Below are 21,095 nucleotides of genomic sequence, written 5' to 3'. Positions count from 1 at the left end.
TGTATATTTTATTCTAGTATAGATTGTAAATCAGCATTCTCTAAGAGATAGTTTTCTAAATTATCTTCATTATACTCTGTTTCTAGTAAGTTAAAGTCTTCTTGTAAAAAATCTGCTTCAGTCAAAAGCTCTGCTATTTCATAACTGTTTAAATTACTATCCTGAAAGTAGGTTTCTACCATTTCTACCGAAATTGAAGAAGGATTTTCTCTATTTAAAAAGACAGAAAACGCGATTACAAGTGCAGCTGCAATACCTGCTACATAGTAAAGTTTTTTGCGCATTGACAATTGAACTACTGGAGTGCTATCCTGTTTTACTTTGTCTAATATCTGCTCTTCAATTTTATCAAAATAATCCTTTGGCACTTTAAACCCCGCTGTCTTAACACCTTGAGCACCTTCAATTTGATTCAACTTTGGCATTAAGCGATTTTCTAAAGTCTCAAAGTAATCTTTTGGCACTTTATGACCCGATGATTTGCCGTTATGTAATTTAAACTCTTTCATGGTTTGATTTCATTTGTTGAAACCTTCTTATCTACATATAAGACTTCGTTTTTTCAATTTGGTTTAATCTTCAGTTAAAAAGCCCTCTATTTTCTTTACCGCAATATGATATGATGCTTTTAAGGCGCCTTCACTAGTGTCTAAAATTTCAGCCATATCCTTATACTTTATATTGTCGAAGTATTTCATGTTAAATACTAACTGTTGTTTCTGTGGTAAGGAAGCTATGGCTTGTTGTAGTTTTAATTGGATTTCATCACCTTCAAAATAAACATCGGCCTGCAAATTATTAATGGCGTTATTTTGATGTTCTTCATCGCTAATTTGTAATCGCTTTGCATTTTTTTTAATAAAGGTTATAGATTCGTTCGTGGCAATTCTGTAGAGCCATGAATACAATTTGCTTTCTCCTTTGAAATTATCAATACTTCTATACACTTTAATAAAGGTGTTTTGAAGAACATCATCAGCATCGTCATGACTAACTACAATCTTTCTAATATGCCAATATAACCGCTCCTTGTAAAGATTTAAAAGTTCTCTAAAGGCTGTTTCTTTGGATGCCGGATTTTGCAACCGCGTTATAAATTGAGATTCACTGGTCAAATAATTCGCGTTTACTCTTAGACCAAATAAAACATTTAAAGTTTAATAAAAAAGTGAAATTTTTTTTAAAAAACGTAAGTAACTTATAATCAAATAAATAAGTTAAATATTATCGATAAAATGTAATAAAAATACGATAAAATGCATATTTTTCTTGTTTGGTATACTTTTTTGTTATATGTTTGACCTGCTTAACCTATTAACCGTTACCAGTGTCCCCAAATCTGGTAACAAAAGAGAAGGATGCACGTAACAGTGCATCCTTTTTCATTGTGTATTTTTTATGTGCTTAATCGAAACTTTGCATCTCTACTAATTTCTTGTAGATACCATTTTTCTTAAGTAATGCGGTGTGTGTTCCTTTTTCGGCTATTTCACCTTTTTGCATCACTACAATTAGGTCTGCATTTTGTATAGTAGATAATCGATGTGCAATAACAATTGATGTTCTGTTTTTCATCATATTTTCTAGCGCATCTTGAACCAATTTCTCACTTTCTGTATCTAGAGCAGAAGTTGCCTCATCGAGAATCATTATAGGAGGGTTTTTTAATACCGCTCTTGCAATATTTATGCGTTGTTTTTGACCTCCCGATATTTTTCCTCCTCCATCACCAATATTTGTGTGTATGCCTTTTGGTAAATCTTTTACAAACTCCCAAGCATTAGCCACTTTTAAAGCCTCAATCATTTCTTTTTCATTGGCGTCTTCTTTACCTACTTTAAGGTTATTGGCAATCGTATCATTAAAAAGAATAGAATCTTGATTTACCAGACCTAAAAAATCTCTAAGTGATTTTTTAGACAAGGCTTTGATATTAACACCGTCTATAGATATATGGCCTTCATTAACGTCATAGAAACGTGTTACTAAATTGGCTATTGTACTTTTGCCACTACCAGATTGTCCCACTAATGCAATAGCTTTCCCTTTAGGTATTGTTAAATTGAAGTCTTTAAGAACATACTCGTCTTCATATTTAAAAGACACGTGCTCTAAGGCCAATTCTTTTTCGAAGCTGTCTTTTTCAATTGGATTTTCCGCTTCTTTAATGCTCACGTCAGTTTCCAGGAACTCTAAGATTCTGTTAGCGGCACCATCACCACGTTTAACGCTATAACTAGCTTTTGAAATAGCTTTAGCCGGTGTTAAAATATTATAGGCTAAGGTGATATAACCTACAAAGAAACTCGCATCCATGGTTTGGTCTATGAATACCAAGTAACCACCATAAACCAATAAAATACCAATAACAATGATACCTAGTAACTCACTTAAAGGTGATGCCAAATTTTGCCTGTTAAGCAGGCTGTTAGAGTAGGTGTAAAAGCGCTCATTGCTGTCTTCAAACTTCTTGGAGAACATTTTCTCTACATTGAAAGCCTTTATAATTCTCAGGCCAGTCATGGTTTCTTCTAATACCGATAGAAAAACACCTTGCTCAGTTTGCACGTTTAAAGAGCCTTTCTTTAAAGATTTGCCGATTCTTGAAATTAAAAAACCAGAAAGCGGTATAAATATTAAGACAAATACTGTAAGCTTTAAGCTCAAAATAAGCATAGTAACCAAGGAGAACAATATGGTTAAAGGTTCTCTAACTATCATTTCTAAGATGGCTAAAAATGAATTTCTTACTTCGTCGACATCACCACTGACCCTAGAAATGGTATCGCCTTTAGATTTCTCCGAATAAAAGGCTAGAGGTAAGCTAACGATTTTGTTATAAAGTTTATTTCTTAAATCTTTTAATACGCCATTTCTTAAAAATGTGATAAAGTACATGGCGAAATAGTTTGAAAGATTTTTTAAAAGAAACATGCTAATGATTATAGCAACCATAATCATTAACACCTTAAAATCTCCATACTTCTCAATGCTATCTACAATGATATAATTTAAATAGTCCTCGCCATAGCTCTGAAGCTCAAACCAACCTTGCCACTGTGGTTTGTTTGTCACCACACGCTGATCACTAAAAATAACTTTAAAAACAGGTATTAACGCTACGAAGGATAAAGTGCTAAATAAGGCATATAAAACATTAAAGAAGATATTGAGATAGGCGTACCTTTTGTAGGGCAGGGCAAAAGGGATAAGTTTTTTTATATAATTCATCTATTATAAATTCATATCCTTCAGGATAGCTTCAATACGGTTTTCCAAAAATTGCTCCGTTTGTTCAAAATCAGACATATTGACTAATTTGGCGTTAACACTAATGTAGAATTTAATTTTTGGTTCGGTTCCACTTGGTCTTAATGCAATTTTACTACCATCTTCAGTATAATAAATCAATACATTGGATTTAGGTATCTCAATAGATTGTTCTGTTCCTTCGATAAAATCTTTTGCAATAGATAATTGGTAATCCTCAATCCGAATTACTTTAGAACCATTAACCTTTTTTAAAGGGTGTTCTCTAGCGTCAATCATCATTTGCTGAATTTCAGTAGCACCTTCAATTCCTTTTTTTGTCAAGGATATTAACCGCTCTTTATAGAAGCCGTGTTTTATGTATAGGTCAATCAACTCTTCATACATGGTCTTGCCCTTTTCTTTGGCTTGTGCCGCAATTTCACAAGCCAGAAGTGTAGATGTTACAGCATCCTTATCTCTTACAAAATCGCCAACCATATAACCAAAACTCTCTTCACCACCACCAATAAAATCTAATTCTGGGAAGTCTTTGATCATTTTTGCTATCCACTTAAAACCCGTAAGACCTATTTTACATTCTACGTTATATGCCTCAGCTAAAACTGACATCATAGGCGTTGAGACGATAGTAGAGGCTACAAACTCTTTTCCTTTAATTTTACCAGAATTCCTCCATTGCTTCAACAGAAAGTCTGTCATTAACATCATGGTTTGGTTTCCATTTAGGATTACCAATTCATTTTCTAGATTTCTAACCACAACACCTAAACGGTCACAATCTGGATCGGTGCCAATGACAATATCACCATTGGTTTTCTCAGCCAATTCCATAGCCATTTTAAGAGCTTCTGGTTCTTCGGGATTTGGGGATGTTACAGTAGGAAAATCACCATTTGGATTGCGTTGTTCTTCGACGATATTCACACTGGTGTAACCAGCGCGTTGTAATGTTTCTGGAATAGACATTATTGAAGTTCCGTGCAATGAGGTAAATACTATGTTTAAATTCTCTTTTGCCTCCGATGAGGTATTTGCGCTTCCATTTTTTATAGATTCATTTATAAAAATATCATCTATTTCTTTCCCTATATATTCTATTAGATTAAGATTGGCATCAAATGCAATGTCAGAATAGCTAAGAGAATTAATTTCATTAACGATTTCTTTATCTTGCGGAGGCACTAATTGTCCGCCATCTTGCCAATACACTTTATAACCGTTATACTCTGGAGGATTGTGAGAAGCCGTTAATACAATTCCGCAATGGCAATTAAGATATTTTAACGCAAATGATAACTCCGGAGTAGGTCGCAAATCCTCAAATAAGTACACTTTAATACCGTTTGCAGAAAATACATCAGCTACGATTTTTCCAAAAGCCTTACTATTGTGCCTGCAATCATAGGCAATGGCCACTTTTAAAGCGTCATCTGGGAAGTATGCCTTGAGGTAATTACTTAATCCCTGTGTGTTTTTTCCTAGTGTGTATTTGTTAATCCGATTTGTGCCAGGTCCCATAATCCCTCGCATACCTCCAGTACCAAATTCTAAATCCTTGTAAAAACTTTCCTCTAGGTCTTTTGGATTTGAGGCTATTAGGTGTTTAATTTCTTTTTGAATTTTTTCATCAAATACAGGGGTTAACCAAGAATTGACTCGGTCTAAAATCTCAGGTTTTATATAAATCATGATATTAAAATTGTAGTGTAAATTTAATCAATTACTACATTAGGATTTTATGTTAAGATTATTATCTGAAAAAATTAAGGTAAATTTATTGAATCTTTAATCAGATAGCGTTTCTGTTGTTTTTTTGATCGTAATATAAGCTCACCTAAAAATCCGGCAATAAAAAACTGCGACCCAATTACCATGGTGGATAGGGCGATATAGAACTGTGGACGTTGGGTTATAAGACGTCCTGTTGGATTTATAAATAACTTGTCTACACCAAGATAAAACGCAAAGCCAAATCCAATGAGAAACATTAAAACTCCCAAAGCTCCGAATAAATGCATTGGCCTGCGTCCAAATCGGGAAATGAACCAAACCGTTATAAGATCTAAAAAACCATTAATAAACCGGCTCATTCCAAATTTAGTTTTGCCATATTTTCGTGCTTGATGTTTCACAATTTTTTCACCAATGTTGTTAAACCCAGCATTTTTTGCTAAAACTGGAATATAGCGGTGCATCTCACCGTAAACATCAATATGTTTTACTACAGATTGTTTATACGCTTTTAAGCCACAATTAAAGTCGTGTAGATGAACACCGGAGGTGCGCCTTGCAGCCCAATTAAATAATTTTGATGGTAGGTTTTTTGTAATAACAGAGTCAAAACGTTTCTTTTTCCAACCAGAAACCAAATCATAACCTTCTTTAGTAACCAATTGAAATAACTCTGGAATTTCTTCTGGATTATCTTGCAAATCTGCATCCATGGTTATAACTACGTCTCCAGTGGCTTTTTCAAAACCGGCATGAAGGGCTTGAGATTTGCCAAAGTTCTTTAAAAAACGAATGCCTTTAACCTCTTTATGATTCTGACATAAGGCTTCAATAATCTCCCACGAATTGTCAGTACTTCCATCGTCAATAAATAAAATTTCATAGGAAAAGGAATTGGACTGCATCACAGATGCAATCCAATCGTATAATTCGTTTAAGGATTCCTCCTCGTTAAGTAGCGGTATAACTACTGATATGTCCATACGTTGGTGTCAAAATCTATTTGACCTCAAAAATAACCAATAAATTTTAAGCTGCGTCTGGGTCTGATTTTTTCATAATCAAGGCAACAATTAAACCAATAACCGCGTAGAACAAGAACTGGAACGCTAAGGATTTTAATAGGTTGCCTACTGCAAATTGGTTGGTCTTTTCTATTTCAGCAATTGTTTGGTCAATTGTTTCTTGTGGTGCGCCAAAGTTCTCCATCATCAAAACTGAAGCCTCAATACTTGCTTGTTTAACCATTTCAGCAGCTTCTGGATCGATGACATTAAAAATTAAGATATTAACTAGAGTACTAATACCAATCCCTACAACAATGGTAATAAACCAAGCGGTAAAAGCCTGTTTAAATGATATAAATCCATTTAATAAACCTCTGGCTTTTGCAGTTGAAACAATGCCCATAATTATAATTACAAGAAATAAAATAATACCTAGCCACCACTTAGTCAATAATTCTAAATTAACAGCATATGCCACAATTGTAAATGCTGACAGAATAAGCCCTACATATAGACCATATTGTACTGCCGACGAACGTAATGATTTTTCCATTTGTATAGTTGATTTTAGTTATTCGCTTAGTTAGTACCTAAAGATACATAAATGTTACACAAGTATTATGAAATAAATTAAACATAAATAATTGCAATATTCTAAAAAATAATTAAATTTGCACCTCGAAAAAATCGAATATTATTTAAAGACTTTAGTGATGAAAGCAGGAATACATCCAGAAAATTTTAGAATAGTAGCTTTTAAAGACATGTCAAACGACGATGTTTTTTTAGCTAAATCTACGGTTGAAACTAATGAAACGATTGATGTTGATGGTGTAGATTATCCATTAGTGAAATTGGAAATTTCTAGAACGTCACATCCGTATTATACAGGTAAGTCTAAGTTGGTAGATACAGCTGGTCGTATTGACAAGTTTAAAAACAAATACGCCAAGTTTAAAAAATAGTAATCTTATAACCGGATTAACGAAAAAGCCTTTCACTCAACTGAAAGGCTTTTTTGTTTTAATCAATTCAACTACATTTGAGTAACCATTTGAAGCTGCAGTATTATGAACTATATATTATTTGACGGGCCATATCGTAATAATTTATTGCCTTTTACGTTTACCAGACCTGTTGCAGAAATAAGGGTAGGCATCTTAACTATTCGCCAAAAATGGGAATCTTATTTAGAATATACCACTACTACTGTCACTGAAGATTACCTATCTGTTAAATTTCCAATGGTAGAAATGGAAGAGAATATTATGATAAATGCTTCATTCCTTCCTAATCTTGAGGCTGTTGAACAGATCAAGAATTTAAAGCATAATCAGGCCATATTTAAAGACGAAGATGTTATAGCCTTTTTTGTGAAAGAAGGTGAGGAAGTTTCTGATTTCTCAAAATTTGAAGCTGTAGAATTTCAAGGAGAGATTCTTAAAATAGAATATACTTGGGATATCTTTTCTAAGAATGGAGCCGCGATTGCTGATGATTTTCAGTTGATGACTGCTTCAAAAACGTCACAGCCTATTCCTTCTACCGTAAACGCAATTAACCCTGAGAATATTTTTATAGAGAATGGTGCAGAATTGAACTTTGTCACTCTAAATGCAAGCAATGGTCCAATCTATATTGGTAAGGATTCAGAAATTATGGAGGGTTCAGTTATTCGCGGGCCCTTTGCTCTTTGCCATAATGCAACCGTGAAATTAGCTTCAAAAATTTATGGACCAACCACAATTGGCCCTCACTGTAAAGTAGGTGGTGAGGTTAATAACTCAGTGTTATTTGGTTTTTCTAACAAGGGCCATGATGGTTTTCTTGGAAATTCTGTACTAGGGGAGTGGTGCAATTTAGGAGCAGATACCAATAATAGTAATCTTAAGAATAATTACGCTGAAGTTAGACTGTGGGATTATAAGTCTGGAGGTTTTGCTAAAACAGGACTTCAGTTCTGTGGGCTTATGATGGGAGATCACAGTAAGTGCGGCATTAACACTATGTTTAATACTGGTACAGTTGTTGGGGTAAGTGCCAATATCTTTGGTAGTGGCTTTCCAAGAAATTTTGTTCCAAGTTTTTCTTGGGGTGGAAGCAAAGGTTTTGTAACCTACAAAACCAGTAAAGCTTTTGAAGTTGCTGCGGTGGTTATGTCTAGACGCAACGAAGCCTTTACAAACAAAGACAGAGCGATTTTAGAGCATGTTTTTGAAGAGACAAAGACCTATAGAAGAGAATAAATATGAAGACATCCCAAATTACAAGCATTTTCCTACTAATAACGACGTTGTGTTTTTCACAGCGGAATGAGGTTGAAGTTAAAAATTTAAGTTTAAATTCTGACCTAGACCACTTTGCCGCAAGGCAAGTAGGCGACGTAGTATATTATAGCCATAACCTTACAACAAAACGCGGCAGACCAATTAAGGACAAGTATTCGGGTTTTGTATACACTATGTATACGGCCAAACCAAATAGTAACGGTGAACTTATTGATTCTAAACCTATAGATAAAACAGAGCTTGGGCAGTTTAATATGTCTGCAGCGACATTTTCAAAAGATGGAAAATTTATGTATTTCACCACTAATCATAGTGGTAAGGGCACTAACAAGTTAAAAGGTATCACAACTTACAATCTATTAATTCAGCGTGCTGAGTATGAAGAAGGGAAAGGTTGGACCAATTTCACTGCACTTCCTTTTTGTGATCCTAATAACAATTTTGCGCATCCAGCACTTAGTCCAGATGGTAGAACGCTTTATTTTATTGCAGATATTAGAGGAACTAAAGGCAAATCAGATTTATACAAGGTTTCTGTATCTTCTGAACATGAAAATTATGGAGAAATCATTAAACTGAACGAAACTATCAATTCTTCTAGAACTGAGATTTTTCCTTTTGTTAGTGCTGACAACAAATTATACTTCTCTTCTGATAGAAGAGGTGGAAAAGGAGGTTTAGACATTTACAGTTATGATTTAAATTCTGTTGATGAACAGCAGGTGCCAGTTTCATTAGAAGAACCAATAAACAGTAAAGGCGATGATTTTTCTTTTTTCTTAAACGATGATTCAACTACAGGGTATTTATCGTCGAGAAGATTAAAGGGAGAAGGTGGTGATGATTTGTACTACTTTTTTAATTTTTAGACTTTTTTACAGCCTTTAATTCTAGAAGATTTACAGGATTGATTCCTAGCCCTGAAATAGACGTTCTCGTAAATCGTACTACTTCATCATAAAATAGAGGAACTACTGGTGCAGCCGACATTACTAAAGAGTCCATTTTAGTATATAAAGTCTTTCGTTTTTCAACATCTGTTTCTAAATATGAAGCTTCATATAAAGCATCATAAGTTGAATTACTGTAGTGGGAATAGTTCGGGCCATCTGGAGCAAAGTTTTTACTGTAGAATAAGGAAAGGTAATTTTCGGCATCAGGATAGTCAGCAATCCAACTGGCTCTAAAAAAATCTAATTGACCGTTGGCCTTAGCATCTTTTAACGTAGATGCTGGTACTACATCAACAGTGACTTCAAGACCAATTTTTTGAAGTTCTCTTTGTATAAACTCACAAAAGTCTAGATAATTACTTGTGGTAGTTAATGTAATTTCTGGGTTATCAATACCCGTTTTTGCCTTGTAGGCATTGATTAAGTTTTTAGCTAATTCTGGATTATAACGGTAACCGATGGCTTCGTCAAATCCTGGCAAACCCTTGGGGATAAAACCACCATTAGCTGGGAGACCAATACCATTGCGCAGATAGGTCATCATTTTAGTTCTGTCAAAGCCTATATTGATAGCTTTTCGTAACGGAGCTGATTTAATTTCATCAACGTCAGAATCCATCAAAAAGGCTAAATATTCTGTATTTAGATAAGGCCCACGAATCATGTTAACGTCATTCTTATAGCTAGATTTTAAGTTACCTTGAGCAGTTAATATCTCATCTTTATAAGAAGTGTCTAGTCCAGAAACAAAATCGATATTACCCTGGGCAAATTGTAAAAATTCACTCTGCTTATCTGGTAAGAACGTAATAGAAACAGCTTCTAAATAGGGTAGTTGAGTACCGTTGTTGTCCAATTCAAAATAATTGGGATTTTTTCTAAAAACGAGTTTAATATTTTCTTCCCAGCGTTTAAACTGAAAAGGACCTGTTCCTACAGGGTGCGACCTAAAGTCTTTGCCATAATAGCTCACTATTTCTTTAGGTACTACTGAGCAATATTTCATGGTAAGTAGGCCCAAAAAACCAGGAAATGGCTGTTTTAACTGAATTTGAAATGTAGAGTCGTTGACGGCAGAAAACCGTTTTACCTTATTTAATACCCAACTGCCAGGAGAGGCTAAATCTTTATCAGCTAACCTATTAAAACTGTAAACAAAATCACTCGCTTTAACATATCTTGTTGAGTCGTTCCCAAATAAGTGATGTTTGTGGAATGTAACGTCCTTTCTCAAATTAAAGGTGTACGTCCTTGCACTATCCGTTACAGTCCAAGCCTTGGCAATACACGGTTTGACATTTAGCTCATCATTCATTTGTACCAAGCCATTAAACAATTGGTGCGTTGCCCAAATATCTGCTAGATCTTTTGAAAAGGCAGGGTCTAAGGATCCAATATTTTTATGTTCGTTATATCTAAAGACAAGATTATCCCTTTGGCTTTTGTTGTTAGAGCCACATGAAAAGATAAAGGATGAAATCAAAAGGAGAATTAAGACTCTAACAGAGACGCTTCTTTGTTTTAGCATATTACTTATATGTTGTAAATTTGCCATCTTGGTAAAAATACGAGAATGAAGCCAACAAAAAAAGTCGCATTTTACACCTTAGGTTGTAAGCTCAATTTTTCTGAAACCTCTACTATTTCTAGGAAGTTTGAGGATGAGGGCTATAATCGTGTGGCCTTTAAAGATAAGGCAGACATCTATGTTATCAATACCTGTTCGGTTACTGAAAATGCAGATAGGCGATTTAAGACCATTGTAAGGCAAGCACAACAAGTTAATCCAGATGCTTTTGTTGCCGCAATAGGTTGTTATGCGCAATTAAAACCGCAAGATTTGGCAGATGTTGAAGGTGTAGATTTAGTTTTAGGTGCTACAGAAAAATTTAATGTGAACTACTACATTAATGAGTTGCTAAATACTCCTGAGCGCAATAAAAATGGCGGTCAGATTCATTCTTGTGAAATTAAAGAGGCTGATTTTTATGTAGGAAGCTACTCTTATGGTGATAGGACTCGGGCCTTTCTTAAGGTGCAAGATGGATGCGATTATAAATGCACGTATTGTACAATACCTTTAGCTAGAGGAATATCTCGCAGCGATACTATGGAAAATGTAATTAAGAATGCAAACCAGATTTCTAAAAAAGGTATAAAAGAGATTGTGCTTACAGGTGTAAATATTGGAGACTATGGTAAAGGTGAGTTTGGCAATAAAAAGCACGAGCACACGTTTTTGGATTTAGTGAAAGAACTTGATAAAGTTGATGGCATTGAACGTCTTAGAATTTCTTCTATTGAACCCAATTTATTAAAAAACGAAACCATAGATTTAGTGTCTAAGTCCAGGGCTTTCGTTCCGCATTTTCATGTACCTATGCAGAGTGGGAGCAATGCCATTCTCAAAAAAATGAAACGTCGCTATCTTAGGGAACTATATCGGGACAGAGTGACAAAAATAAAAGCGGTAATGCCACATAGCTGCATTGGCGTAGACGTTATTGTTGGATTTCCTGGAGAGACGGAAGACCATTTTTTAGAAACTTATAATTTCTTAAATGATTTAGATATTTCTTATTTACATGTTTTTACCTACTCCGAGCGTGAAAATACAGAAGCTGCAGAAATGGATGGTGTGGTGTCTAAAAAAGTTCGGGCTAAGCGTAGCAAAATGTTGCGAGGGCTATCTGCTAAGAAAAGACGAGCTTTCTATGAAAGCCAATTAAATTCTGAACGCACCGTACTTTTTGAAGGAGAGAATAAGAGCGGTTATATACATGGCTATACAGAGAATTACATAAAGGTAAAAGCTCCTTGGAACCCTGAATTAGTTAATACCTTACATAAGGTAGTACTGACTAAAATTGATGATGACGGATTGGTGCGTTTTGATTTTGTAAATGCGGAGGTGCTTTAAAAACAAAAAACCCAAAACAATGCTGCTTTGGGTTTCTGTTTAAAATCATTTAAAATCTATATACGAATGCCTACCGGAAGCATTCTTTTATATTTTCTGTTTCTTCTTACAAATTTAGCAATCTGAGGACTTGTAGGGACTACACTGATGTTACGTTCTTTTATACTATCAAATACCATGGCTAAAAATTCTTTTTCAAAATCTTCAGAGTTAATGGTATCTGGAATCACAATTTTGGTTAAGAATATCTTTCGTTCTTGGAGGGAATACTCGATAACAGCCATGTCATCGTCAACCTTTAATTCAAATTGACGTAAAAAATCGTTGTCAATCAATTCGGCAGTTTCTGTCATAATTATATTATTTTAATTTGCGGTTGGCGTGTAGATACTATATAATTATATAGTTTTGCAGGGCAAAGGTACAAAAAAATAAGCAAAGTGCTTATTTCCAAGTGTTAAAACAGGGGGCTGGCAGGTGGTTGAGATGCTTAATATACTTGTGCCATTAGGCGAAATATTAGAAGTTAAGGAGTATGAGCAACCAAATTACACATGTTTATTTAATGCCAGGAATGGCAGCTAATCCTTCAATATTTGAAAATATCAAACTTCCAGAAGACCGCTATTGTATTCATTGGTTAGAGTGGCAAATACCTCAAAAGAACGAGAGTCTTTCTTGCTATGCAAAACGTATGTGCAATTTTATAGAGTATGATAATTCCGTGTTGCTTGGTGTCTCATTTGGAGGAATGTTGGTGCAAGAAATGGCTAAATTCCTTAATCTTAAAAAACTTTTTGTTGTATCTAGCGTTAAATCGCATCACGAACTGCCTAAACGCTTAAAACTATTAAAGTACACTAAAGCCTATAAAGTTTTGCCAACACAGTTGGTGAGCAATATAGATTTATTAGCAAAGTACGCTTTTGGAGAAACAATTAAAAAAAGAGTTGATTTATACAAAAAATACCTTTCTGTAACTGATAAGACCTATTTAGATTGGTCCATCGAGCAGATAGTGTGCTGGAACCAAGATGAGCCAAATCCTGAGGCCATATATATTCACGGTGACAAAGATTTGGTATTTCCTCACTCATGCCAAGGTGAATGTATCGTTGTTAAAGGTGGTACACATATTATGATAATTAACAAATTCAAATGGTTTAATGAAAATTTACCAAAGCTCATAGAGTGTTGAATTTGAAAGAAATAAATAGTTTACTTACATTTAGAAAAAATTAAACGTTATGCAACTACTTAAGAACCTACTTGCAGCAATTGGTCTAGTGGCTATTTTTGGTCTTTTAATATTCTCAATGCAAAAAGCACCTTCAGATGAAACTTTTGGTAAAGAAAAACCCATAATCAATGATTATAACGTCTATGCATTAGAAATGCCCATGGGGTTGAACTTTTCGGGTGAAGAATTACCCATTGAAAATCCTGATATCTATGAGCGTATGGATAGGGAGTTACTGGTTAATACCTATTGGCAGTCCAATGGTTTGCTTATGTTTAAGCGCGCTCAAAAGTATTTCCCAATCATTGAGCCTATTTTAGAAAAAAATGGCGTACCAGAAGATTTTAAGTACCTCGCTGTCATAGAAAGTGGTTTAACCAATGCTGTGTCTCCAGCTGGAGCAAGAGGCTTTTGGCAGATAATGAAGGCTACAGGTCGTGAAAACGGCTTGGAGATAAACTCTAACGTGGACGAGCGCTATAATTTAGAAAAGGCAACTGAGGTTGCCTGTACTTACTTAAAAGAAGCCCAGGAAAAGTTCGGTTCCTGGACATTAGCAGCTGCATCCTATAACGCGGGAGTGGCAGGAATTTCAAGACGATTAGAAGACCAAGATGTTAAGGATTATTACGATTTATTGCTTGGAGAAGAAACGGGTCGTTATATTTTTAGAATAGTTGCTTTAAAAGAGATCTTAAACCATCCAACGCGCTATGGTTTTAATTTTAATCCTTCAGATTTATACAGACCTATTCCAACTTACGACGTAAAAGTAGATTCAGCGATAACCGATTTCACGAAATTTGCCCATGGCTTTGACATCAATTACAAAATATTGAAATTACATAACCCTTGGTTAAGAGAAAAACATCTAAATAATAAAACTCAAAAAGAATACACCATTCAGATTCCAGAAAAAGGCTACTACCTATCTAAGCCATAGGCTTTGGATTATTTCACATCTCATATATGGTCATTTTTAGTTATAGCAAATTATGTATTGGCCGTTGTTCTCATATTTGTTATTCTATTTAAACAATTAAATCCTAGTAAGACTATTAGCTATATTTTGGTCTTATTGCTTGTTCCTTTTTTAGGTTTGGTGGTTTATGTCTTATTTGGTCAAGACTACAGAAAAACCAAAATCTTTAACCGTAAGAATGTTTTAGATCAAAAAGTAGTTCAAAAAATATTGAACGAGTTGAGTCTTAACGAAGAAGAGGAAGACGAAGTTGAAGAAATACTTCAAGAAAAATCTAAACTTTACAAGCTTATACACAATAGCGAAAAATCTAAACTCACAACTTATAATAACCTACAAATATTAATTAATGGGGAAGAGAAGTTTGAAGTTTTTCTGAGAGACTTGAGAGCTGCAGAGCATCACATACATATGGAATATTACATCATTGAAGATGATGTTATCGGTAATGAAGTTATTGAAATACTCTGTAAAAAAGCACAGGAGGGTGTTGAGGTAAAATTGGTGTATGATGATGTTGGCAGTAACATTTCTTCAACAAACAAGAATAAGCTTAATGAGGCTGGTGTACTGCACCACCCATTTATGCCTGTTTTATTCTCTGGACTAACAGGGAAAATGAACTACAGAGATCACCGTAAAATTTTAATAATCGATGGTAAAATTGGCTTTTTAGGAGGTGTTAACATTGCAGATCATTACATAAATGATGGCAAATCTAGATATTGGCGCGATACGCATTTACGGATTGAAGGTGAGGCTGTTAAGCCATTGCAGATATTATTTTTTACTACTTGGGATTTTGTTCAGAATGAACCGGTAAAATTGTCAGAATTCTATTTCCCTAAGCATAAACCAAATAATAGGGCTGGTGTGCAAATTACTTCTAGTGGTCCAGATACTGATTGGCCAAATATTATGGAGGCCGTTTTTGCGGCAATAATGGCAGCACGATCGTATATCTACATTACAACTCCATATTTTATTCCAAATGATGAAATACTAGCTGCGCTTCAAATCGCAACTAGGAGTGGAATAGATGTTAAGCTGCTTATTCCCAAAAAATCAGACTCATGGATTTCGGGTTCCGCAACAAATTCATACTTGAAAACTGTTTTAGAGGCTGGCGTGGAGGTTTACCGTTATGAAAAGGGATTCATTCATGCCAAGACTATGGTGTTAGATGATGAAATTTGTTCAGTTGGTACTGCTAATATGGATTATCGCAGTTTTGACATCAATTTTGAGGTCAACGCTTTCATTTACGACAAAGAGACGAGTTACACACTGAAAGAACAATTTCAGCAGGATATTAAAGAGGCGGAGCAGTTATATTTAGATAACTGGATAGATAGACCTATTGCCCAAAAATTCATAGAATCCCTTTCTAAATTATTAGCACCGCTTTTGTAAGGGCAATTAACGTCTACTTCTTCTATTCTGTCTCGACGATGTAGGTTGCCCATATTGCTGTTTCGGAATAGACGCTTTTTTCATTTGTTGCTTCATCATTTTTATCTGTTCAGCAAGCATATCTCTTTTATCTAGTTTTTCCGCTTCAGATAGTAGTTTTTGCGCTTCTTGTTTGCGTCTTTTTGTAAATGCAATACCAGCCAAGTTTAATTTGGCCATTGCTAAATCATGGTCCATGGATAACCCTAAATTAATAGCTTTCTTAAAATACTTTTCCGCATCATTCATATTGGTTTGGGAAACCATAATACCATTTAAATAGTTAAGATAGCCCTGTTGTTTTTTAACGAGAGCGCCTTCGGGATTTTTAATTTTATCTAACCACTTTTTTGCACCAGGAAAGTCTTGCTTGCGCAATCTCAAAAAAGCAAGTAGAATTAATTCATTCTTGAAATAAAGAAAAATGAATATCGTAGATAGCAAAATATACATAATACCATTGCCAATATATCCTTCAGTGAATTGATAAATGGCATATGCGATTATTAATGCAGCGATTATTAATTTTATATTTTTATTGAACATTAGTCTTAATTTTTAGAGTGGGCAAAGGTAACAAAAACTATTAAAAATATTTTATTAGAGCTCTTGTGAAAGTAAAAACTTGTTGTATATTTGCACGCAGTTTTCAAACTAGCCTTAATTAATAAAGCTAACGCAGTTTAAAGATATAAGACAATGAGTAAAAGAACGTTTCAACCGTCAAAGCGTAAAAGAAGAAATAAGCACGGTTTCAGAGAGAGAATGGCATCTGTCAACGGAAGAAAAGTATTAGCACGTAGAAGAGCTAAAGGAAGAAAGAAATTGTCTGTATCTTCAGAAGCAAGACATAAAAAATAATGATTAACAATTGTTAATATTTAAAGGTGTTACTTAGGTGTAACGCCTTTTTTTGTACCCTATTGATAACTATTTTTACACACCGAAAAAAATAACTTCATGCCAAAAAATAAAAATTTAAAATCTATCCTTTTAATTGGTTCTGGTCCAATAATAATAGGTCAAGCATGTGAATTTGATTATTCTGGTTCACAAGCCCTGCGTTCACTTCGGGAAGATGGAATTGAAACTATTTTGATCAATTCTAATCCAGCAACGATAATGACAGATCCAACCATGGCCGACCACGTGTATTTATTGCCATTAACCACAAAGTCTATTTTAAAAATCTTAAAGGAACATCCTCAAATTGACGCGGTTTTACCAACAATGGGAGGCCAAACGGCCTTAAATCTTTGTATTGAAGCAGATGAGAAGGGCATTTGGGAAGATTTTGGTGTAGAGATTATAGGTGTGGATATTGATGCCATAAATATTACTGAAGATAGAGAGCAGTTTAGGGATTTAATGGGTAAGATTGGTGTTGGCATGGCACCACAAGAAACAGCAACATCCTATTTGAAAGGGAAAGAAATTGCGCAAGAGTTTGGATTTCCCTTATGTATTAGAGCGTCCTTTACACTTGGTGGAGCAGGAGCTTCAATTGTTTATAACGAGGAGGAATTTGATGAATCCTTAACCCGTGGACTAGAGATTTCTCCGATTCATGAAGTCATGATCGATAAAGCACTATTGGGTTGGAAAGAATATGAATTAGAGTTACTCCGCGATAAGAACGACAATGTTGTTATTATCTGTACGATTGAGAATATGGATCCCATGGGAATTCACACGGGCGATTCTATAACTGTAGCTCCAGCAATGACCTTATCAGATAAAACATTTCAGAAAATGCGCGATATGGCCATTCATATGATGCGTAGTATTGGGGATTTTGCTGGTGGTTGTAATGTACAGTTTGCTGTAAGTCCAGATGAAGAAGAAGAAATCATTGCCATTGAAATTAATCCAAGGGTATCTCGATCTTCTGCCTTAGCAAGTAAAGCAACAGGTTACCCAATAGCGAAAATAGCGGCTAAATTGGCATTAGGTTATACGCTGGACGAATTGAGTAATCAAATTACCAAATCTACATCAGCATTATTTGAACCTACCTTGGATTATGTGATTGTGAAGATACCACGCTGGAACTTTGATAAGTTTGAAGGTTCGGACAGAACGCTTGGACTTCAAATGAAGGCCGTTGGTGAAGTTATGGCCATAGGTCGTTCCTTCCAAGAGGCATTGCATAAGGCTACACAATCCTTAGAAATCAAAAGAAATGGTTTAGGCGCTGATGGAAAGGGATACAAGAATTACGAGCAAATTATAGAAAAACTAAAATTCGCGAGTTGGGATCGCGTATTTGTAATTTATGATGCTATTGCAATGGGAATACCATTGAGTCGTATCCATGAGATTACGAGAATAGATATGTGGTTCCTCAAACAATATGAGGAATTGTTCCATCTAGAGAAGGAAATCTCCACCTATAAAATTGAAACTATTGAGCGCGAACTATTGTTAGAAGCCAAGCAGAAAGGCTATGGAGACAGGCAGATAGCGCATATGCTCGATTGTTTAGAAAGTCAGGTTTATAACAAGCGGCGGGAGTTCAATATAAATCGTGTTTATAAATTGGTAGATACCTGTGCTGCCGAATTTAAAGCCCAAACCCCATACTATTATTCTACGTTTGAAAGTGAAGTACAATATCCAGATGGCACGGTCACTGTTGATAATGAAAGTGTAGTGACGGATAGAAAGAAAATAATAGTTTTAGGATCAGGACCAAATCGAATTGGACAAGGGATTGAATTTGACTATTGTTGTGTTCATGGTGTACTTGCAGCAGCAGAATGTGATTATGAAACCATAATGATTAACTGTAACCCCGAAACCGTTTCAACAGATTTTGATATCGCTGATAAGCTCTATTTTGAGCCTGTATTTTGGGAACACATTTACGATATCATTCAGCATGAAAAACCAGAAGGTGTTATTGTTCAACTTGGAGGTCAAACGGCTTTAAAGCTAGCTGAAAAATTAGATCGTTACGGTGTTAAAATCATGGGGACAAGCTATCAATCTTTGGATTTGGCAGAGGATAGAGGAAGCTTTTCTACACTATTAAAAGAAAATAATATTCCTTATCCACAATTTGATACAGCCGAGTCCGCTGAAGAGGCCTTAAAGGTTGCTGACGAACTCAATTTTCCAATTTTGGTAAGGCCGTCTTACGTACTTGGAGGGCAAGGCATGAAGATCGTTATCAATAAAAAAGAATTAGAAGAGCACGTTATTGACTTGCTAAAATCTATTCCGGGTAATAAATTGTTATTAGATCATTACTTAGATGGTGCTATTGAAGCTGAGGCTGATGCCATTTGCGACGGTGAAAATGTCTATATCATTGGTATCATGGAACATATAGAGCCCTGTGGTATTCACTCAGGTGATAGTAATGCAACATTACCACCTTTTAATCTAGGGGAGTTTGTAATGCAACAAATTAAAGATCATACAAAGAAAATTGCATTGGCTTTAAACACGGTAGGCTTAATTAATATCCAATTTGCCATAAAGGACGATACCGTTTATATTATTGAAGCTAACCCAAGAGCTTCTAGAACAGTACCATTTATTGCCAAAGCATATGGAGAGCCTTATGTGAATTATGCAACAAAGGTTATGCTGGGGGAAAAGAAAGTAACAGATTTTGAATTTAACCCGCAGTTAGAGGGTTATGCCATAAAGCAGCCTGTATTCTCTTTCAATAAATTCCCCAATGTTAATAAGCAATTAGGCCCTGAAATGAAGAGTACTGGAGAAAGTATCTTATTCATAGATAGTTTAAAAGATGATGAGTTTTATGATTTATATGCTAGACGTAAGATGTATTTGAGTAAGTAAAACCCTCTTTTTTTTCTGAAAAAAGTAATTATTAAGCAATAATTTCTAATTTAGTATTTATTAAGTTCTTAAAATAAGACCTGTTATTTGAATTGTAAACTATTTTTATTTTTTACTTTAATAAGTTTAGGTGTATTTGGTCAAGAAATAAGTATCTATGATATTGCCAGAAACGGAGGAGTTGAAGAGTTAAAGTCATTTTTGATAAAAGAACCAAAAAGCTTAAATATTGCCAATGATAAAGGTTATTTCCCTTTAACTATTGCATGCTATCATGGTAATAAAGAAGTAGCAGTTTATTTAGCAAATAAGGTGAAGGATTTAAATGTTAATGGTGATTACGGAACTCCTTTAATGGCAGCTGTATTTCGGGGTCATAAGGATTTGGCTGAGGTGTTACTTAAATTAGGTGCTGACCCAAACATAACAGATGCTAATGGAACCTCTAATTTGCACTACGCTGTGATGCTAGATAATAGTAATATGGTGAGATTGTTATTAAATAATAGTGCTGATGCGAGCATAAAGGACAAAAAAGACCGAAAGCCTATAGATTATGCTGAAATTGCCCATAACAAAGAAATTATTAAACTTTTAAAAAATACAGAACATTAAAATACCCAAATATGAAAAAAATTACTATTTTTCTACTTGTGCTTTTCTCTTTTATTGGTGCTGCTCAAGTCAGTACAACTGGTTTAATTGAGCTTTCTAACGACGGGTCAATTGTCTATAGTGCTCAATTAGATATAACAGATGCTCAAGTCACATTAACATTAGTTGGGCCAGAAACTAGATGGCTTGGAATAGGCTTTGACGCCGCTTCTATGACAGCTGGTAAGGATGTGGTAATATTTGATGGAACAACATTAACCGATAGGAATTTCATTGGTATTGGTTCTGTTCCAGATTTAGATTCTAGTCAAGATTGGAGTGTGAGTTCAAACACCGTAAATTCTGGTATAAGAACATTGATTGCAACACGTGCTAGAGATACAGGAGATGCTAACGATTATGTATTCAGAACATCAGATACATCAATTAACCTTGTATGGGCCTATTCAAGATTTGATGATTTTGTGCTTGCTTGGCATGCTCAAAATAGAGGGATGACAACAGAATCCTTAACGCTTTCCCAAGATGAGTTTGAATTGCCTAAATTCGTAATATCACCAAATCCAGCTAGAAGTAGTTTGAAACTAAGAATACCGAGTGTTAAATCGGACATGAGTTTAACGGTTTATGATGTTTTAGGAAAGAAAATTTACCAGGGTGTAATTACTCAATTAGAATCTTTGGTTGATGTCTCTAACTGGAAAAGCGGAATTTATCTTGTTAAAGTTACCGATGGGCAGTCTACCCAAACCAAACGATTTATAAAACAGTAAGACTTATAATCTATATTATAAAAGCTAATGGCCTTTTCAGTTTTGAAA

Annotated in this window: 20 protein-coding genes; 11 read left to right on the top strand and 9 right to left on the bottom strand. The window is 34.9% G+C overall.

Annotation, left to right across the window (positions count from 1 at the left end; genetic code table 11):
* Positions 1-8: 8 nt before the first annotated feature.
* The 6 genes from J4050_RS04785 to J4050_RS04760 form a co-directional block, all read right to left on the bottom strand.
* Positions 9-509: a hypothetical protein gene (locus J4050_RS04785; protein WP_208152831.1), complete on the bottom strand. Its 501-nt coding sequence runs from the start codon at positions 507-509 to the stop codon at positions 9-11.
* Positions 510-572: 63 nt separating this feature from the next.
* Positions 573-1,115 (bottom strand): RNA polymerase sigma factor, encoded by a 543-nt coding sequence (locus J4050_RS04780; RefSeq protein WP_208152829.1) that lies wholly within the window; start codon positions 1,113-1,115, stop codon positions 573-575.
* A 289-nt stretch (positions 1,116-1,404) separates the two neighbouring features.
* Positions 1,405-3,231, bottom strand: a complete 1,827-nt coding sequence (locus J4050_RS04775; protein ID WP_208152827.1) for an ABC transporter ATP-binding protein — start codon at positions 3,229-3,231, stop codon at positions 1,405-1,407.
* A gap of 3 nt (positions 3,232-3,234) precedes the next feature.
* Positions 3,235-4,962, bottom strand: coding sequence for a phospho-sugar mutase (locus J4050_RS04770; RefSeq protein WP_208152825.1), 1,728 nt, complete (start codon positions 4,960-4,962; stop codon positions 3,235-3,237).
* Positions 4,963-5,036: 74 nt separating this feature from the next.
* The gene (locus J4050_RS04765) at positions 5,037-5,987 is read right to left on the bottom strand and encodes a glycosyltransferase family 2 protein (RefSeq protein ID WP_208152823.1); all 951 of its coding nucleotides are present in this window, start codon (positions 5,985-5,987) and stop codon (positions 5,037-5,039) included.
* A gap of 46 nt (positions 5,988-6,033) precedes the next feature.
* Positions 6,034-6,564: a DUF4199 domain-containing protein gene (locus J4050_RS04760; RefSeq protein WP_208152821.1), complete on the bottom strand. Its 531-nt coding sequence runs from the start codon at positions 6,562-6,564 to the stop codon at positions 6,034-6,036.
* A 160-nt stretch (positions 6,565-6,724) separates the two neighbouring features.
* Between J4050_RS04760 and J4050_RS04755 the strand changes: the two genes are divergently transcribed.
* The 3 genes from J4050_RS04755 to J4050_RS04745 all read left to right on the top strand — a co-directional run bounded on the left by J4050_RS04755 (position 6,725) and on the right by J4050_RS04745 (position 9,168).
* A complete protein-coding gene (locus J4050_RS04755; RefSeq protein WP_208152819.1) occupies positions 6,725-6,976 on the top strand; it encodes a type B 50S ribosomal protein L31 in 252 nt (83 codons plus the stop codon).
* A gap of 105 nt (positions 6,977-7,081) precedes the next feature.
* Complete coding sequence (locus J4050_RS04750) at positions 7,082-8,257, top strand: GlmU family protein (protein WP_208152818.1); 1,176 nt, start codon at positions 7,082-7,084, stop codon at positions 8,255-8,257.
* Between the two features lie 2 nt (positions 8,258-8,259).
* Complete coding sequence (locus J4050_RS04745) at positions 8,260-9,168, top strand: TolB-like translocation protein (protein WP_208152817.1); 909 nt, start codon at positions 8,260-8,262, stop codon at positions 9,166-9,168.
* Here the strand turns inward: J4050_RS04745 and J4050_RS04740 are convergent.
* Entirely contained in the window at positions 9,158-10,780 is a 1,623-nt protein-coding gene (locus tag J4050_RS04740; protein ID WP_208152816.1) for an ABC transporter substrate-binding protein, read from the bottom strand. The two genes, J4050_RS04745 and J4050_RS04740, sit on opposite strands and share 11 nt — an antisense overlap.
* A 45-nt stretch (positions 10,781-10,825) precedes the next feature.
* Between J4050_RS04740 and mtaB the strand changes: the two genes are divergently transcribed.
* Entirely contained in the window at positions 10,826-12,172 is a 1,347-nt protein-coding gene (gene mtaB / locus J4050_RS04735; RefSeq protein ID WP_208152815.1) for a tRNA (N(6)-L-threonylcarbamoyladenosine(37)-C(2))-methylthiotransferase MtaB, read from the top strand.
* A 56-nt stretch (positions 12,173-12,228) separates the two neighbouring features.
* On the opposite strand, the gene J4050_RS04730 is transcribed toward mtaB, so the two are convergent.
* The gene (locus J4050_RS04730; protein ID WP_208152814.1) at positions 12,229-12,525 is read right to left on the bottom strand and encodes an N-acetyltransferase; all 297 of its coding nucleotides are present in this window, start codon (positions 12,523-12,525) and stop codon (positions 12,229-12,231) included.
* A 182-nt stretch (positions 12,526-12,707) separates the two neighbouring features.
* On the opposite strand from J4050_RS04730, the gene J4050_RS04725 reads away from it, so the two are divergent.
* The 3 genes from J4050_RS04725 to cls are packed head-to-tail and all read left to right on the top strand — an operon-like array spanning position 12,708 to position 15,807.
* Positions 12,708-13,370: an alpha/beta hydrolase gene (locus J4050_RS04725; RefSeq protein WP_208152813.1), complete on the top strand. Its 663-nt coding sequence runs from the start codon at positions 12,708-12,710 to the stop codon at positions 13,368-13,370.
* Between the two features lie 49 nt (positions 13,371-13,419).
* Positions 13,420-14,355, top strand: coding sequence for a lytic transglycosylase domain-containing protein (locus J4050_RS04720; protein WP_208152812.1), 936 nt, complete (start codon positions 13,420-13,422; stop codon positions 14,353-14,355).
* Between the two features lie 3 nt (positions 14,356-14,358).
* Positions 14,359-15,807 (top strand): cardiolipin synthase, encoded by a 1,449-nt coding sequence (gene cls, locus J4050_RS04715; protein WP_208152811.1) that lies wholly within the window; start codon positions 14,359-14,361, stop codon positions 15,805-15,807.
* Between the two features lie 6 nt (positions 15,808-15,813).
* Here cls and J4050_RS04710 read toward each other — a convergent pair whose 3' ends face one another.
* Entirely contained in the window at positions 15,814-16,392 is a 579-nt protein-coding gene (locus J4050_RS04710) for a tetratricopeptide repeat protein (RefSeq protein ID WP_208152810.1), read from the bottom strand.
* 153 nt (positions 16,393-16,545) lie between these two features.
* Between J4050_RS04710 and rpmH the strand changes: the two genes are divergently transcribed.
* The 4 genes from rpmH to J4050_RS04690 all read left to right on the top strand — a co-directional run bounded on the left by rpmH (position 16,546) and on the right by J4050_RS04690 (position 21,047).
* Complete coding sequence (gene rpmH / locus J4050_RS04705; protein WP_208152809.1) at positions 16,546-16,707, top strand: 50S ribosomal protein L34; 162 nt, start codon at positions 16,546-16,548, stop codon at positions 16,705-16,707.
* 99 nt (positions 16,708-16,806) lie between these two features.
* A complete protein-coding gene (gene carB / locus J4050_RS04700) occupies positions 16,807-19,659 on the top strand; it encodes a carbamoyl-phosphate synthase large subunit (protein ID WP_208152808.1) in 2,853 nt (950 codons plus the stop codon).
* Positions 19,660-19,746: 87 nt separating this feature from the next.
* Positions 19,747-20,274, top strand: coding sequence for an ankyrin repeat domain-containing protein (locus J4050_RS04695; protein WP_208152807.1), 528 nt, complete (start codon positions 19,747-19,749; stop codon positions 20,272-20,274).
* An 11-nt stretch (positions 20,275-20,285) separates the two neighbouring features.
* Positions 20,286-21,047: a T9SS type A sorting domain-containing protein gene (locus tag J4050_RS04690; RefSeq protein WP_208152806.1), complete on the top strand. Its 762-nt coding sequence runs from the start codon at positions 20,286-20,288 to the stop codon at positions 21,045-21,047.
* Positions 21,048-21,095: the final 48 nt, after the last annotated feature.

Source organism: Winogradskyella pelagia (assembly GCF_017581965.1).
In the GTDB taxonomy this organism is placed as follows: domain Bacteria; phylum Bacteroidota; class Bacteroidia; order Flavobacteriales; family Flavobacteriaceae; genus Winogradskyella; species Winogradskyella pelagia.
The sequence above is the reverse complement of the archived record's forward strand: the minus strand, read 5'-3'. Positions and strand labels throughout refer to the sequence as shown.

Coding starts and splice junctions, on each gene's coding strand:
- rpmH (WP_208152809.1), top strand. CDS start 16,546: ATGAGTAAAAGAACGTTTCAACCGTCAAAGCGTAAAAGAAGAAATAAG.
- J4050_RS04775 (WP_208152827.1), bottom strand. CDS start 3,231: ATGAATTATATAAAAAAACTTATCCCTTTTGCCCTGCCCTACAAAAGG.
- J4050_RS04740 (WP_208152816.1), bottom strand. CDS start 10,780: ATGCTAAAACAAAGAAGCGTCTCTGTTAGAGTCTTAATTCTCCTTTTG.
- J4050_RS04725 (WP_208152813.1), top strand. CDS start 12,708: ATGAGCAACCAAATTACACATGTTTATTTAATGCCAGGAATGGCAGCT.
- J4050_RS04710 (WP_208152810.1), bottom strand. CDS start 16,392: ATGTTCAATAAAAATATAAAATTAATAATCGCTGCATTAATAATCGCA.
- J4050_RS04750 (WP_208152818.1), top strand. CDS start 7,082: ATGAACTATATATTATTTGACGGGCCATATCGTAATAATTTATTGCCT.
- J4050_RS04760 (WP_208152821.1), bottom strand. CDS start 6,564: ATGGAAAAATCATTACGTTCGTCGGCAGTACAATATGGTCTATATGTA.
- J4050_RS04770 (WP_208152825.1), bottom strand. CDS start 4,962: ATGATTTATATAAAACCTGAGATTTTAGACCGAGTCAATTCTTGGTTA.
- J4050_RS04730 (WP_208152814.1), bottom strand. CDS start 12,525: ATGACAGAAACTGCCGAATTGATTGACAACGATTTTTTACGTCAATTT.
- J4050_RS04785 (WP_208152831.1), bottom strand. CDS start 509: ATGAAAGAGTTTAAATTACATAACGGCAAATCATCGGGTCATAAAGTG.
- carB (WP_208152808.1), top strand. CDS start 16,807: ATGCCAAAAAATAAAAATTTAAAATCTATCCTTTTAATTGGTTCTGGT.
- mtaB (WP_208152815.1), top strand. CDS start 10,826: ATGAAGCCAACAAAAAAAGTCGCATTTTACACCTTAGGTTGTAAGCTC.
- J4050_RS04745 (WP_208152817.1), top strand. CDS start 8,260: ATGAAGACATCCCAAATTACAAGCATTTTCCTACTAATAACGACGTTG.
- J4050_RS04765 (WP_208152823.1), bottom strand. CDS start 5,987: ATGGACATATCAGTAGTTATACCGCTACTTAACGAGGAGGAATCCTTA.
- J4050_RS04755 (WP_208152819.1), top strand. CDS start 6,725: ATGAAAGCAGGAATACATCCAGAAAATTTTAGAATAGTAGCTTTTAAA.
- J4050_RS04690 (WP_208152806.1), top strand. CDS start 20,286: ATGAAAAAAATTACTATTTTTCTACTTGTGCTTTTCTCTTTTATTGGT.
- J4050_RS04720 (WP_208152812.1), top strand. CDS start 13,420: ATGCAACTACTTAAGAACCTACTTGCAGCAATTGGTCTAGTGGCTATT.